Genomic DNA, 14,063 nt, shown 5'->3' on the forward strand with positions numbered 1-14,063 from the left:
TTTCCGCAGATTTAAACTCCGACGTCGATAATCGCTTTGGCCAGAATCGGAACCGTGTTGGCATTCAGCCCGGCAATGTTCAGACGGCTGTCGCCGACCATGTAGATGCCGTGATCAGCGCGCAGTTGTTCCACCAGTTCCGGTGCCGCGCCCAAGCGCGAGAACATGCCGCGATGCTGGGCGACAAAGCCGAACCGGTCGGAGCCGCTGTGGCGTTGCAGCTCATCGGCCAGTTGCTGGCGCAGCCCCAGCATGGACAAGCGGATCTCTTCCAGCTCGGCCTCCCAGTCGGCCCGCAGGACGGGGTCGGTCAGGATCGTGGTGACCACGCGCGCGCCGTGGTCGGGCGGGAATGAATAGTTCTGGCGGTTCAGAAAGGCCAGCGTGCTCTGGTTCAGCGCGGTCTGTCCCGCATCTGCGCTGATTGCCATCAATAGGCCGGTGCGTTCACGGTAGACGCCGAAATTCTTGGAACACGACGCGGCAATCAGGCATTCCTTGACTGAAGACGCAACAAGGCGGGTCGCCTGCGCATCCTCTTCCAGACCGTCGCCAAAACCCTGATAGGCAATGTCGATCATCGCCACGAGGCCAAGCTCGTTGATGATGGTCACCACTTCCTGCCACTGCACCAGGTTCAGGTTGGCCCCGGTCGGGTTGTGGCAGCAGCCGTGCAACAACACCACATCGCCCGACTTGGCGGTTTTCAGATCGGCAATCATGCCGTCGAAATCGACGCCACGAGTCTCGCCATCGAAATAGCGGTATGGAACCGCTTCCATCCCCAGGTAATTCAGGATCGACAGATGGTTTGGCCAGGTCGGGTTCGAGACGAACACGCGGGCCGAGGGGTTGGCCATGCGGATCATCTCAAATGCCTGACGGCAGGCACCGGTTCCGCCGGGCGTCGCCACGGCAGCGATGTTGCCGCGTGGAACCGAGGTGCCCAGGATCAGGCCAATCATCGCATCTGCATAGGCCGGATCACCAGCCAGACCGGTATAGGCCTTGCTTTCCTGCTCTTCCAGAATGCGCTTTTCGGCCGCTTTCACCGCACGCATCACCGGGGTCACCCCTTCGGCATTCTTGTAGACGCCAACACCCAAATCGATCTTCTGATCGCGCGGGTCTTCGCGGTACATCTGCATCAGCGCTAGAATCTTGTCGGCAGGTTGCGGCTTGAGATGTTCAAACATCAGGTCTCTCCGGTTGCGACGGGCAGGGTCGGGAAGGCACCCCATTCAGCCCAGGAGCCGTCATAAAGCGAGTGGTCTTTCTTGCCCATGCGCTCGAGCGCAAGGCTGAGGATCGCGGCGGTCACACCCGACCCGCATGAGGTAATCGCCGGTTTCGACAGGTCGACGCCAGCGGCCTCGAAAATGGCGCGGCATTCCTCGGGCGATTTCATCGTGTGATTCTTGTTCAGCAAGGTGCCGAAGGGGACGTTTCGTGATCCGGGAATACGACCAGACCGCAGCCCTTCGCGCGGCTCGGGATCGGTACCCGCGAAGCGACCGGCTGCGCGTGCGTCGATGATCTCGTGATCCCCCAGCTTGGCTGCGGCAGATACCTGCGTGACATCACGCACCAGATGGTTCTGAACCCGCACGGTCATGTGGCGGTCGCGGATAACAGGCGGCAGGTCTTCAACCTCTCGCCCCTCGGCAAGCCATTTCGGCAAGCCACCGTCCAGCACGGCAATGTTGTCCTGCCCCATCAGGCGGAACATCCACCAGACCCGCGCGGCCGAGGACAGCCCCGAGCCGTCATAGACCACCACCTGATGGCCATCCCCCACGCCCATCGCCCGCAGGCGCGACATGAATTTCTCGACCGGAGGCACCATATGCGGCAGGTCCGACCGATGATCGGCAATATCATCAATGTCAAAGAATCTCGCGCCGAGGATATGGGTCGCGTCATATTCCGCTTTGGCGTCGCGTCCGTGTTGCGGCAGATACCATGATCCGTCCAGAACCCGCAGGTCCGGATCCTTGAGATGGGCCGCAAGCCATTCGGTTGAAACGAGGGTTTTGGGATCGTCCTGCATCAATGCCTCCCCTATGCGCGCTTGGTTTGTCCCTATACGCGCGCGCATGTCTGTTCAAGGCTGGATGGCGGCCTGTACCGCTAACGGGCCCGCCTGAGGCGGAAAAACTGAGCGATCCCGATCAGACTGATCAAAATCCAGAAGGATTCGATCAGCATCGAGGCCAAATTGAAGTTCTCAAGCAGCGAATAGACGATCAGAATCGACCCCAATAGGTTTACCACCGGAAAGGCCAGGTCGTCGGAATTCATCATCCGCATCTGCGTGGCGAAATACGCAGCAACCACGATCATCGCCCCGATTGAGCCGATTCCATCCGCGATGGTCAAAGTGTCAAGAAACGCAGTCATGATCAGCCCTTGCCGTTTTCAGGAAACTCGCTGTGTTGCCCATAATGGTGCATGTTCAAAAACGCAGCCCCCTGCCCGCCCGCACGATAGCCATGCGGCAGATCGGCGGCAAAACGCAGCCCCTGTCCAGCGTTTAGCGGCACCCAGGCCTCGCCACGCAGAATTTCAAGCGTACCGGAAAGGACAAAGACCTCTTCGGTCACGCCCGTCGCATGGGCGGGCGACTCGTGGCATTGGTTTGGGGTCAGACTGACGTGAAAGGTTTCGGCCCCTAGCGCGGAATCAAACGGAAAGACGATCTTGACCTCGATGCTGCCCGGAAAAGTCACGGTCTGAAAAACAGAGGGGTCCCCATTCGCGGTTTCAATCAGCGCGCTCAGCGGCAGTTGGAACCCCTTGGCGATCTTCCACAAAGTGGCGATGGTTGGGCTGGATTCGCCACGCTCGATCTGCCCCAGCATGGCTTTGCTGACGCCTGTCATCTCGGCGACTTTGGACAGGCTTAGCCCGGATGCCGCCCGCATGTCCCGTAATTTCAGAGTGATCTCGTCCGGTGCCATGATGCCGTCTTTCGAATCCTCTTGTGCGTTATAGCGCACATGTGGTACGTGCGCTATAACGCACAAACCCCAAGACATGCAACCCGAGGCAATAGGGAAACAGCATCATGCCATTGTACCGATCCAGAACCTCAACCCATGGCCGCAACATGGCCGGTGCCCGTGGCCTGTGGCGCGCGACCGGCATGGGGGATGATGACTTCGGCAAGCCGATCATCGCCATCGTCAACTCGTTCACCCAGTTCGTGCCGGGCCATGTCCACCTGAAGGATCTGGGCCAGATGGTCGCCCGCGAGGTCGAAGCCGCAGGCGGTGTCGCCAAAGAGTTCAACACCATCGCGGTGGATGACGGTATCGCCATGGGACATGACGGGATGCTGTATTCGCTGCCCTCACGTGAGGTAATCGCGGATTCAGTTGAATATATGGTCAACGCGCACTGTGCTGACGCGATGGTCTGCATCTCGAACTGTGACAAGATCACGCCCGGCATGCTGATGGCCGCGATGCGCCTGAACATCCCCGCCATTTTCGTCTCGGGTGGGCCAATGGAGGCGGGCAAGATCGACATCGCTGATCTGGACGCCAAAAAGATCGACCTCGTGGACGCTATGGTGGCCGCCGCTGACGACAAGTTCACCGATGAGCAGGTTCAGCATATCGAGGAAAACGCCTGCCCGACTTGCGGGTCGTGCTCGGGCATGTTCACCGCCAACTCGATGAACTGTCTGGCCGAGGCGCTGGGTCTGGCGCTGCCGGGCAACGGCTCGACTCTGGCCACACATGCGGACCGCAAAGAGCTGTTCCTTGAAGCCGGTCGCCGGATCGTCGAGATCACCAAACGGCACTATGATCTGGACGAGAAAGGCTTCCTCCCGCGCGAAATCGCCACGTTCGAGGCGTTCGAAAACGCCATGAGCCTGGATATCGCCATGGGCGGATCGACCAACACGGTGCTGCATCTGCTGGCCATCGCGCATGAGGGCGAGGTGGATTTCACAATGACCGACATGGACCGTCTCAGCCGTCAGGTGCCCTGTCTGTGCAAAGTCGCACCCAATACCGAAAATGTGCATATGGAAGACGTCCACCGCGCCGGTGGCATCTTCTCAATTCTCGGGGAACTCAGCCGCGCCGGGTTGCTGCACGAGGATTGCAGCACGGTCCATTCCGGCACGATGGGTGAGGCGATTGCCAATTGGGACATCAAGGTGGCCAACAACCCCAAGGCGCAAGACTTGTTCAAGGCCGCGCCGGGCGGTGTGCGCACCACGCAGGCCTTCAGCCAGTCAAACCGGTACAAAGAGCTGGACACGGACCGCGAAGGCGGTGTGATCCGGTCGAAAGAACATGCGTTCAGCCAGGATGGCGGTCTGGCGGTTCTGTTCGGCAATATTGCCCGCGACGGCTGTATCGTGAAAACAGCCGGTGTCGATCCGGCCAGCCTGACCTTCACCGGGTCGGCCTATGTCTGCGAAAGCCAGGATCAGGCGGTGAACGACATTCTGACCAGCAAGGTCAAAGAGGGCGACGTGGTGGTCATCCGCTATGAAGGCCCGCGCGGCGGGCCGGGCATGCAGGAGATGCTGTACCCGACGTCTTACCTGAAATCCAAAGGTCTGGGTAAAGCCTGTGCTTTGCTGACGGATGGACGGTTCTCGGGTGGAACCTCCGGCCTGTCGATCGGCCACGTCTCACCCGAAGCAGCCGAAGGCGGTGTGATCGGGTTGGTGCGTCAGGGTGACCAGATCGAAATCGACATCCCGAACCGCTCGATCCATCTGGCAGTCTCAGATGAAGTGCTTGCCGAACGACGCCAGGAGCAGGATGCAAAAGGCTGGATACCGGCAGCGCCCCGCAAGCGCAAAGTCTCAACCGCGCTCAAAGCCTATGCCAAACTGACAACAAGCGCGGCAAAAGGGGCCGTGCGGGAGGTCTAAGACATAAGGGCCGGACACCAAATCAACTGATCCGGCCCAATCAATTCCCAAAGCGCTCCCGCGCCTTCTAGCGCTATCGGCTTCGGTCTTGGGCCTGGCGCGGCGCATAGCGCGGCGCCAGGCCCAACCAGAGGAGATGTTTCGCAAGATAGATTGCCGATGGGCGGGAGAAGGTGATTTCCAGCTCAATCCCCAAGCTTGGCGTGGACTTCATCCAGATCAATCTCGGCGATCGGCATCTTGTTGGCCGGATCTTCAAAATCGTATTTGAATAGATCGAAATCCTGTTTGTAGATCTCGTAGACAAGATGCATCGACAGGTCGTCGAAATAGTCCTCGACAGGATGCTTTCGTTTGGGTCCGTGGCCTTCGGATTCGTTGAACCGCGGGATTTCGGACAGGGCCACCTTGTGTGGCGTGTCCAGGTTGCTCAGAACACCTTGCATCCCATCGTTGAACTTCTCGGTCCAGAAGATGCGATCATATCGTCCGCCATTTGCAATAAAGGTCGACACATGGCCAGACATGGCGGACCAGTGGATATCCGGGTCCATGGGCCTGCGCCACCTGATCGTGTCACGAGCAAATAACAGGAATCTGCGGAAACTGGCGACCTGGTCGAAATCACCCTGACCGTCCTCTCCGCCAACCTCGATGCCGTAATTGTAGATCAGCGTCGGCACCAGATTGCCGCGATACCGTTTGCCGTTGCGCTGAATTCCACAGATCTTGTCAAAGAACGAACTGAGAATTCGCGTGTACGGGTTCCGCACGCAGGTGAAAGAAAAGGAGTTATGATTTCGGACATTTGTCGAAATCGGCTCCTGGCTGGGACCGAACGCCCACTTATGCATCCCGTCCTTGGCATCGTGGATATCGCCGTCAAAAAAACGGCCATGATCCGAAAAATACATGATTTGCCCGATGGTTGAGCATGCACATTTCGGGACAACACGGTAAACCATGCTCTCGCTCTCGGTCATCCATGTACCGGGAAAACCCATTTGCTGCGCCTCCTCAACAGGTCGTAACTCACTATTCGCGCCTGCTTTTGTATCTACAGAACCAAAAATAATCTGTTTATTCAATCGCTCATCCTCAGTATCACAGAGGGAACCGGGCAGAAACGGATAACAAAGAACTGAAATGGCAAAAATTGCCTACATTTTGTTGTGCCACAAGGACCCTGACGCAATCATTGCGCAGGCCGAGCAGCTAACCGCTGCTGGCGATTGCATGGCCATACATTTTGACGCCCGCGCAAGTCGCGAGGCCTATGCACGCATTCAGGGCGCTCTTCAGGCCAATTCGAATGTCACTTTTGCAACCAAACGCATCAAATGCGGTTGGGGCGAGTGGTCTTTGGTACAGGCCACATTGAACGCAGTGCAAGCCGCCCTCAAGGCCTTTCCCCGCGCGACGCATTTCTACATGCTGTCAGGGGATTGCATGGCGATCAAAACAGCGGAATACGCGCATCAGTTCCTGAACGACAACGACAGGGATTTTGTCGAAAGCCACGACTTTTTTGCCAGTAACTGGATCAAGACCGGCATGAAAGAAGACCGGCTGATCTATCGCCATTTCTTCAATGAGCGCACCCAGAGCAGACGATTCTATACATCCTATGACGTACAGAAAAAACTTGGTCTGACCCGCGAGGTTCCGGCTGACATCCAGGTCATGATCGGCAGTCAGTGGTGGTGTCTGCGCCGTCATACTGTTGAAATGATCTTTGAATTCCTGGCCCAGCGCCCGGACGTAATCCGCTTTTTCTCGACCACCTGGATACCGGATGAGACTTTCTTTCAAACGCTTGTCCGCCACCTTGTTCCCCGTGAAGAGATCGACAACCGAACGCTCACATTCCTGATGTTCTCGGACTACGGAATGCCCGTGACATTTTATAACGACCATTACGACATGCTGTTAGGGCAGGATTTTCTGTTCGCCCGCAAAATCAGCCCCGAGGCACATGAGCTGAAGGACCGGTTAGGCCAGCTCTATTCTGCGGATGGGGTGGATTTTCACATCTCGGATGAAGGTCGCAATCTCCATAGTTTCTTAACCGCAAGAGGGCGCGTCGGACGCCGCCACAAGCAAAGGTTCTGGGAGGCCGGAAATACGCTGGGACCGGACCGCGATGTTTTCCTGATCGTGTGCAAGAAATGGCATGTGGCCAAGCGTCTGGTCGATCAGATTAAGTCCGAAACCGATATCCCTTGTGTCGAGTATCTGTTCAACGAACAGGATACGGCTCTGCCCGATCTTGGCGGCATCGAAACGACCTTGCTCAAACGGTCCCGCCACCGGCGTGCTCTTGTGCGGATGCTGTTTGAAAGTTTCGAAACCAACCGGCTGGTTCTGTGCATCGATCCCTCAGATATCGAAATCATTCAGGACTTCTGTGCAGATCAGGTCAAAACCCATGTGCTTGAAGTCGAGTGTGAATATTCCGACGATTACCTGATCGGCCACGCCCGCCGTGTGGGGTTGGCCGGTCAGGACAGCCCGACCGAAACCGTGGCACGGCTTGTCCCAACCTTGCACAACGCGATGGAATACGAATCCGAATTGATCCGGGGCACCGCGTTGGATCGACATGCACGCCTGCGGGAAACCAGCGACCGGACAGAAAACGAAGACGCCATTGTCCGGTTTCTGAATGTTTCACAGGAACAGGCGCAGGCCATCATGCGATTGGATTATCTGTTTGCAGATTGATGAGCCGGCGGCACCATCAGGTACCGCCGACAGCACGATCAGATGTCGAACTTGACGCCTTGCGCCAGCGGCAGCTCGGCTGAGTAGTTCACGGTGTTGGTCTGACGGCGCATATAGGCCTTCCACGCATCCGAGCCGCTTTCACGCCCGCCACCGGTTTCCTTCTCGCCACCAAATGCGCCACCGATCTCGGCCCCCGATGGCCCGATATTGACATTGGCAATGCCACAATCCGATCCCGCTGCGGTCAGGAATTGCTCGGCCTCGCGCATGTTCAGAGTGAATACGCAAGACGACAGACCTTGCGGTACGTCATTTTGCAATTCGATGGCTTCGTCGAACGCGTCGTACCCCATGACATAGAGGATCGGTGCAAAGGTTTCGGTCTTTACGGTTGCTGTCTGGCCTGGCATCTCGACAATCGCGGGCTGCATATAGACACCGGCGGGGACGTTTTCGGTCACGCGGTCGCCACCAAAGACTGCGCCGCCTTCGGCCTTTGCAGCGTCCAGCGCAGCGGTCATGGCCGCGCCCGAGGCTTCGTCCACCAGCGGACCGATCAATGTGCCTTCGGTCAGCGGATTGCCGATTGGCAGACCGGCATAGGCTTTTTTCAACCGGCTCACCAGCTCCTCGCGGATCGAGTTGTGAACGATCAGTCGGCGCAGCGTGGTGCAGCGTTGACCGGCTGTGCCGACAGCAGAAAAGACAATCGCACGCACGGCCATTTCCAGATCGGCCGAAGGGCCCACGATCATCGCGTTATTGCCGCCAAGCTCGAGAATACATTTCCCGAACCGCTGCGCCACGATGGGGGCTACTGCACGGCCCATCCGTGTGGACCCGGTCGCCGAAATGACCGGCACGTCCTCGCTGGCCACCAGCGCCTCGCCCAGCGCGGCACCTCCGATCAGGGTCTGCAGCAGGTGGTCGGGCGCATCGCCAAATCGGGCCAGTGCACGTTCAAAGATCTTCTGGCAGGCCATCGCGGTCAACGGCGTCTTTTCAGACGGCTTCCAGATCACCGGATCACCGCAGACCAGCGCCAGCGCGGCATTCCACGACCAGACCGCCACCGGGAAGTTGAAGGCCGAGATCACGCCCACCGGTCCTGCCGGGTGCCACGTTTCCATCATCCGGTGGCCCGGGCGCTCAGATGCGATGGTCAAACCATAAAGCTGGCGCGACAGGCCGACGGCGAAATCGCAGATGTCGATCATCTCCTGCACTTCACCCAGACCTTCCGAGGTAATCTTACCAGCTTCCCAGCTGACCAGCGCACCCAGATCGTCCTTGGCGGCGCGCAATTCCTCGCCCAGCAGGCGGATCAGTTCGCCCCGGCGTGGGGCCGGAACCGTGCGCCACGCCTTGAATGCCGTCTTGGCATTGGCAAACACCGTGCCCATCCCTGACGCAGGCGTTTCATGTACCTCGGCCAGAATGCCGCCATCAATGGGCGAGCGTACAGCCAGTGTGCCGCCCATCAGCTCAGCGGCTGTCAGGTCCAGATTTGCAAGGGTTGTTGGGGCTGTCATAGCGATGTCTTTCATATCTCAGGCCGCCTTGTTCTGTTTGGTTATGTCCCCGGTGCGGTAAAGCTGACCGAATTCGGTGTTTAAGAAGTCAGACAGGTTCACCTGCTCTTGCCGCACGAACCCTTTGCCGGGCAAAGCACCCGTTCGCATCAGATCAACCACACCCAGAACACCGGCAGCAGTGGTGACCTGAATGGCGCTCCAGACCTGACCATTGAGGGTACGGGCATAAGATTTGTTGATCAGGGATTTCTCGCGCAGAGCCCCATCGATCATGCCTTTTGCGGTGCAATAAACCAGAACCACATCCTGATCGGTCCGCGGCAGCGCGGTCTCGAAGATTTCCTTCATCAGGTCGCGACGACGTTCCAATCCAAGATCATTCAGCAGCAAACGCAGAATGTCACGGTGTCCCGGGTAGCGGATCGATCGGTACGACACGTCCCGCGCCTTTCCGTCCAGGGTTTCTGGCAACGTGCCCAACCCGCCCGAGGTATTGAAGCATTCATATTCCACCCCGTCATGACCCAAACGCTCGTAATCCTCGAGCGGAGCGGTCTTGACCCGTTCGCCATTCACGATGGCATCGCACGGATTGCAATATTCGTTGATCAGCCCATCGGTGGACCAGGTCAGATTGTACTTCAATGCGTTGGTGGGATAGAGCGGCAACGCCCCGACCCGCATATGCAGGCTGTCCAGCGTATCGAACTCCGCAGCCAAGGCCGCGCCGGCGATGCCGACAAAACCCGGTGCCAACCCGCATTGCGGCATAAAGGCCGTTTCGCTGTCGGCGGCCAACTCGCGCACCGCGTTGGTGGCGGCAACATCTTCGGTCAGGTCAAAATAATGCGCGCCGGCCGATTTGGCGGCTTTGGCAATCCGTGGGGTCAGGAAAAACGGAGCCGCCGAGATAACCGCATCGAAACCGTTCAGACCCTCAGCCAGCTGCGTTTCATCGCTGACATCAATCTGGCGGGTCGAAACTCCTTGCCGATTGAGCACGGACAAAGCCGCCAGATCGCGGTCGGCAACTGTGACCGAATAGTTGGATGAAGATTGCAGCAAAGTCGCGATCATCTGACCGATCTTGCCTGCTCCGATGACACAGATATTCCAGCTCAAAACGCGCCTCCTCTTTCGTTTCAGAAAGTATGAAGGCACAGTTGTTCAATCTGCAGAGGCAATCTTGACGAAAACGTCAAAACTATCGCCATATTGACGGACCTTCCGTCATTCCGCCAATACTGGAATCGTCACTGCCTCAGGATTCGGCGTCCAACCCCTCGGTCGACAGGTCATCCAGCCTGGGCATCAGGCGCAACAATTCGCGGGCATAATCCGTCTGGGGGTTGGCGAACAAGTTATTGGTTTCCTGCAACTCGACAATTTGGCCCTGTTTCATCACTGCCACTCGATCGCACATCTGACGTACCACCGGCAGGTCATGACTGATGAACAGCAGGGTCAGGCCTAGATGTTCCTGCAAGTCCTTCAAGATGTTCAAAATCTGCGCCTGAATGGACACGTCCAGCGCACTGGTTGGCTCGTCACAAATCAGGAATCGCGGTTGCGTGGCCAGCGCACGTGCAATCGAGATACGTTGCCGCTGTCCGCCCGAGAATTCATGCGGGTATTTCTGCCCGGCCTCATGGCCGAGTCCCACCTGATCCAACAACTCATCGACGCGGCGTTTGATATCTGCACCTTCCATCAACCTGTGATGGCGGATCGGCTCGGCCACGATCTCATCCACCCGCATACGGGGATTGAGCGAGGAATACGGGTCCTGAAAGATCATCTGGATGTTCTTGCGATAGGCATCCAGCGCGGTCCGATTGGTCAGATCGCTGACCACCTGCCCGTCGAATGTAATCGTGCCGCCATCCACAGGGTACAACCCTGCAATCATCCGTGCGACAGTCGACTTGCCCGAGCCGGATTCACCCACAACGCCAAACACCTCACCTGCGCGGATGTCGAAACTTACCTCGTCAACGGCGGTGAAATAGGTGCGGTCCCAGGGCAGCAGGCCTTTGCGCTGCAGGAACTTCTTGGTCAGGTTGCGGATCTCGAACACCGGTTTGCTGGTGTCATTATCCACCTTGGGCCAGTGGCGGGCCATGTCTTCGATGGCAAAGCGTGTCTCGCGCCCACCATAGCTGATCTGGGGAAAGCGATGCAGTTTCAGGGTCGGGCGCGGCACGGCAGCGATCAGCGATTTGGTGTATTCATGGGTGGGCTGCCCCATCACCTGCGCGGTCGGGCCGGTTTCGACAACCTTGCCCGCATACATCACCGTCACTTTGTCCGTCGTGTCCGCGATCACACCCATGTCATGGGTGATCAGGATGACGCCCACTTGACGTTCCCGCGCCAGTTCTTTGATCAGGTCCAGAATCTGCGCCTGAACCGAGACGTCCAGCGCCGTGGTCGGCTCATCCGCGATGATCACATCCGGTTCGGTACACAAGGCAAGCGCGATGACCACACGCTGCCGCATCCCGCCCGAGAACTGGTGCGGATACTGGTCCAACCGCGTGTCCGGATCAGGAATGCCAACCCGGTCAATCAGATCGCGCGCGCGTTGGTTCGCCTCGGCATCCGTTCCACCCAGATGGGCCTGAATGGTCTCGGTCAGTTGTTCGCGCACGGTGAATAACGGGTTCAGCGAGGTCAGCGGGTCCTGAAAGATCATCGAGATCTTTTTGCCGCGCAGCCCCCGCATCGCCTCGGCATCCAGACCACTGATCTGGTCACCGCTCAGCTGGATCGTGCCGCTGGCAATACGGCCGGGGCGATCCAACAATCCCATGATGGCCGCGCCAATGGTGGATTTACCGGCCCCGGATTCGCCAACCAAGCCGTGGATTTCTCCGGGTTCAACCGACAGGTCCACATGGTCCACGGCTGTGAACAATTTGCGGCGGGTGGGGAATTCGACCGTCAGGTCATTGATCGTCAGAAGGCTCATGAAATCACCGCAGCTTGGGGTTCAGTGCATCGCGCAGCCAGTCGCCCAGCAGGTTCACAGACAGGGCCAGCGCCAACAGGGTGCAGGCCGGGAAGAACAAAATCCACCACTCACCCGAGAACAGGAAGCCCTGCCCGATACGGATCAGCGTGCCCAATGACGGCTGGGTTGGTGGTGCCCCTACGCCGAGGAAGCTCAGCGTTGCTTCGGCAATGATCGCCAGCGCCAGTGAGATCGTGGCGATGACCAGAACCGGGCTGAGTACATTGGGCAGGATGTGGCGGAACATGATCGGGAAAGAACCGCGCCCGATCAGGCGGGCGGCCTGCACGTATTCCTTGTTCTTTTCCACCAACGCCGCACCGCGGACGACCCGGGCAAACTGCACCCAGTCGGACAGGGCAATGGCGATGATCAGAACATAGATTGCCATCTCGTCACGATATTCGGGTGGGGTCACGCCTTTGGCGATGCCAAAGATCAGCATGGCGACCAGAATGGCAGGAAAGGTCAGCTGCACATCTGCGACCCGCATGATCAGCGTCTCGACCCAGCCGCCGAAATAGGCCGCGACCAGCCCCAGAACAACTCCGATGATCAACGCCAGCAGCACCGCCGCTGCGCCGACAAACAGGGATATGCGCATCCCATAGAGGATGGTCGAGAACACATCGCGCCCCTGATCGTCGGTGCCCAGCAGGAACGTGTCCTGCGTAAAGGCATTCGGCGTGCCCGGCGGTGTAAATCCGTTCATCAGGTTCAGCGTTGCCGGATCAAACGGGTTATGCGGCGCAATCAGCGGGGCCAGTATTGCCGCCAGCACCAGCAGGACCACAACAAATGAGGCAACCATCGCCACGGGCGAATGACGGAAGGACCATGCGAAATCGCTGTCCCAAAATTGGGCCAGCCGCGATTTGGGCACTTGTCTCGAAGTTTCAGAAGTATCGGTCATGTGGCCCTCGCGTCGACACGCAGGCGCGGGTCAATGGCATAGTACAAAAGATCGACGATCAGATTGATCGACACGAACATGACCGAGATCAGCATCAGATAGGCGGCCATAACAGGGATATCGACAAACTGGATCGCATTTATGAACAGCAGGCCCACACCGGGCCACTGAAACACCGTCTCGGTGATGATGGCAAAGGCGATGATCGAGCCCAGCTGCAACCCGGTGATTGTGATCACCGGCACCAGCGTATTTTTCAGCGCGTGGCGAAAATTGATCACCCGGTCCGACAGCCCACGCGCACGTGCAAAACGGACATAGTCGGCACGCAGGACCTCAAGCATTTCCGACCGCACCAGCCGCATGATCAGCGTCATCTGATACAGGCCCAGCGTGATCGCCGGCAGGATCAGCGCCTTGAGCCCCGAGGTTGTCAGGAACCCCGTGGACCAGCCGCCAATCATAACGGTCTCGCCCCTCCCAAAGCTGGGTAAAAGATCCAATTCAACCGAGAATATATAGATCAGCAATATCCCGATTAGGAAGGTTGGCAGGGAAACCCCGATCAACGACACGGTCATGATGATATTCGCCGCCACCCCCTGTCGTCGAATCGCTGTGAAAACGCCCAGCGCGATGCCAAGGGTGATGGCCAGAAAGCCCGACACAAAGGCCAGTTCCAATGTCGCGGGGGCGCGTTCGGCTATGATGGTCGAAACCGGTCGGCCTTGCCGGTAGGACACGCCAAAATTGCCCTGCACCGCGCCTTGCAGGAACTTGAAATATTGCACCGGAAACGGCTGATCCAGACCAAGATCGGACCGCAGCCGGTCGATATCGGCCTGCGTACGTTCCTGCCCTAGCATGTTGTCGATCGGATCACCGACAAAGCGGAACATCGAAAAGGCAACCAGACCCACGATCAGCAGCACGATCACGGATTGGAACATCCTTTGGACAATATAAGCGAACATT

General features: G+C 58.2%; 12 protein-coding genes. 2 read left to right on the plus strand and 10 right to left on the minus strand.

Translation table 11 applies throughout. The features are described from left to right. Positions 1–11: 11 nt before the first annotated feature. The 4 genes from AC2FH8_RS12315 to AC2FH8_RS12330 all read right to left on the minus strand — a co-directional run bounded on the left by AC2FH8_RS12315 (position 12) and on the right by AC2FH8_RS12330 (position 2,960). On the minus strand, positions 12–1,196 hold the full coding sequence (locus tag AC2FH8_RS12315) for an amino acid aminotransferase (protein WP_282027279.1): 1,185 nt from the start codon (positions 1,194–1,196) through the stop codon (positions 12–14). Beyond that, positions 1,196–2,050, minus strand: coding sequence for a 3-mercaptopyruvate sulfurtransferase (sseA, locus tag AC2FH8_RS12320; RefSeq protein WP_282027280.1), 855 nt, complete (start codon positions 2,048–2,050; stop codon positions 1,196–1,198). Before sseA ends, AC2FH8_RS12315 begins: the two co-directional genes overlap by 1 nt. A gap of 80 nt (positions 2,051–2,130) precedes the next feature. Continuing rightward, positions 2,131–2,400, minus strand: a complete 270-nt coding sequence (locus AC2FH8_RS12325) for a CBU_0592 family membrane protein (protein ID WP_281995556.1) — start codon at positions 2,398–2,400, stop codon at positions 2,131–2,133. Between the two features lie 2 nt (positions 2,401–2,402). After that, positions 2,403–2,960, minus strand: coding sequence for a helix-turn-helix domain-containing protein (locus AC2FH8_RS12330; protein ID WP_496689897.1), 558 nt, complete (start codon positions 2,958–2,960; stop codon positions 2,403–2,405). Positions 2,961–3,067: 107 nt separating this feature from the next. Here AC2FH8_RS12330 and ilvD point away from each other — a divergent pair, with 107 nt between their 5' ends. Continuing rightward, entirely contained in the window at positions 3,068–4,900 is a 1,833-nt protein-coding gene (gene ilvD, locus AC2FH8_RS12335; protein ID WP_142638412.1) for a dihydroxy-acid dehydratase, read from the plus strand. 185 nt (positions 4,901–5,085) lie between these two features. Here the strand turns inward: ilvD and AC2FH8_RS12340 are convergent, their stop codons facing one another. Beyond that, positions 5,086–5,904 carry a sulfotransferase family protein gene (locus tag AC2FH8_RS12340; protein ID WP_142638414.1) on the minus strand — a complete coding sequence of 273 codons (819 nt, stop codon included), beginning with the start codon at positions 5,902–5,904 and terminating at the stop codon, positions 5,086–5,088. A gap of 142 nt (positions 5,905–6,046) precedes the next feature. Between AC2FH8_RS12340 and AC2FH8_RS12345 the strand changes: the two genes are divergently transcribed. Next, on the plus strand, positions 6,047–7,624 hold the full coding sequence (locus tag AC2FH8_RS12345; protein WP_496679507.1) for a DUF5928 domain-containing protein: 1,578 nt from the start codon (positions 6,047–6,049) through the stop codon (positions 7,622–7,624). Positions 7,625–7,662: 38 nt separating this feature from the next. On the opposite strand, the gene amaB is transcribed toward AC2FH8_RS12345, so the two are convergent. The 5 genes from amaB to AC2FH8_RS12370 form a co-directional block, all read right to left on the minus strand. Then, complete coding sequence (gene amaB, locus AC2FH8_RS12350) at positions 7,663–9,159, minus strand: L-piperidine-6-carboxylate dehydrogenase (protein ID WP_142638466.1); 1,497 nt, start codon at positions 9,157–9,159, stop codon at positions 7,663–7,665. Positions 9,160–9,177: 18 nt separating this feature from the next. After that, positions 9,178–10,284, minus strand: coding sequence for a saccharopine dehydrogenase family protein (locus AC2FH8_RS12355; protein ID WP_271950947.1), 1,107 nt, complete (start codon positions 10,282–10,284; stop codon positions 9,178–9,180). A 139-nt stretch (positions 10,285–10,423) separates the two neighbouring features. Beyond that, on the minus strand, positions 10,424–12,133 hold the full coding sequence (locus AC2FH8_RS12360; RefSeq protein WP_271950949.1) for an ABC transporter ATP-binding protein: 1,710 nt from the start codon (positions 12,131–12,133) through the stop codon (positions 10,424–10,426). A 4-nt stretch (positions 12,134–12,137) separates the two neighbouring features. After that, positions 12,138–13,088, minus strand: a complete 951-nt coding sequence (locus tag AC2FH8_RS12365; protein ID WP_271950952.1) for an ABC transporter permease — start codon at positions 13,086–13,088, stop codon at positions 12,138–12,140. Further along, positions 13,085–14,062 carry an ABC transporter permease gene (locus AC2FH8_RS12370; protein ID WP_142638424.1) on the minus strand — a complete coding sequence of 326 codons (978 nt, stop codon included), beginning with the start codon at positions 14,060–14,062 and terminating at the stop codon, positions 13,085–13,087. The genes AC2FH8_RS12365 and AC2FH8_RS12370 overlap by 4 nt, the downstream gene beginning before the upstream one ends. Position 14,063: the final 1 nt, after the last annotated feature.

The organism is Ruegeria sp. CDSC025, assembly GCF_059610805.1.